The organism is Limnohabitans planktonicus II-D5, from assembly GCF_001270065.2.
Taxonomy (GTDB): Bacteria; Pseudomonadota; Gammaproteobacteria; order Burkholderiales; family Burkholderiaceae_C; genus Limnohabitans_A; species Limnohabitans_A planktonicus.
The window spans coordinates 1-860 of sequence record NZ_LFYT02000120.1 but is presented as its reverse complement, the minus strand read 5'-3'; the positions used below and the strand labels follow the sequence as shown (position 1 = coordinate 860).

Here is an 860-nt window from a genome sequence, read left to right as displayed (position 1 = left end):
CGCTGACGGCTTGGCTGATGCCTGGTCATTGGTGACCGGCTTGGGTCTGTAGCTCAGTTGGTTAGAGCACTGTGTTGATAACGCAGGGGTCGTTGGTTCGAGACCAACCAGACCCACCAATCCTTCTGAAGACAGGTGCTCAAAGGTGCCAAGGGTAAGACAACGGGGGATTAGCTCAGCTGGGAGAGCACCTGCTTTGCAAGCAGGGGGTCGTCGGTTCGATCCCGTCATCCTCCACCATCACTTATCGACATGTTGAGCGGGCCTTGCAGTGGCCTGGATAAATCTTCATTCAAAACAAAAGTTGCTTGGCAAGAGATTGCAAAGGCTGCTTTTGTGTTGATTGATATTGATCGATTAACAAGTGTCGCAAGACACACGGCTGTTCTTTAAAAATTCATAGAGTCGAATCAGAGTTGCCAGGGGAAACCGCACATTCGTAAAGGTTTAGTGCGGACCGTGCCCCTGGTGACAATTTTTTGATTGCGTCAAAACGAATATTCAAACGACGTTTGAAATTCAAGTAAAGACGAATTGTTCTATTGATATTGGATGGAAACATCCGGTGTTGAGGAATTATTCATTTACGGCATAACGCGTCAGGTGAAAGACCTGACAGACATTCCTTGAAAATAACGATGGGTTCTCGATAAGAGAGTTCAAAGTTATAGGGTCAAGTGAATAAGAGCATGTGGTGGATGCCTTGGCAATGATAGGCGACGAAAGACGTGAAAGCCTGCGATAAGCTTCGGGGAGCTGGCAAATAAGCATTGATCCGGAGATTTCTGAATGGGGAAACCCACCCTTAGGGGTATCGCATGATGAATACATAGTCATGCGAGGCGAACCGGGTGAACTGA

General features: G+C 47.4%; 2 tRNA genes and 1 rRNA gene. All 3 read left to right on the top strand.

The annotated features are described in order from the left end of the window. Window positions 1–42: 42 nt before the first annotated feature. Window positions 43–119, top strand: a tRNA-Ile gene (locus H663_RS41055). A 45-nt stretch (window positions 120–164) separates the two neighbouring features. Further along, window positions 165–240: transfer RNA gene (locus H663_RS41050), tRNA-Ala, on the top strand. 431 nt (window positions 241–671) lie between these two features. After that, a 23S ribosomal RNA gene (locus H663_RS41045) occupies window positions 672–860 on the top strand; the annotation flags it as partial.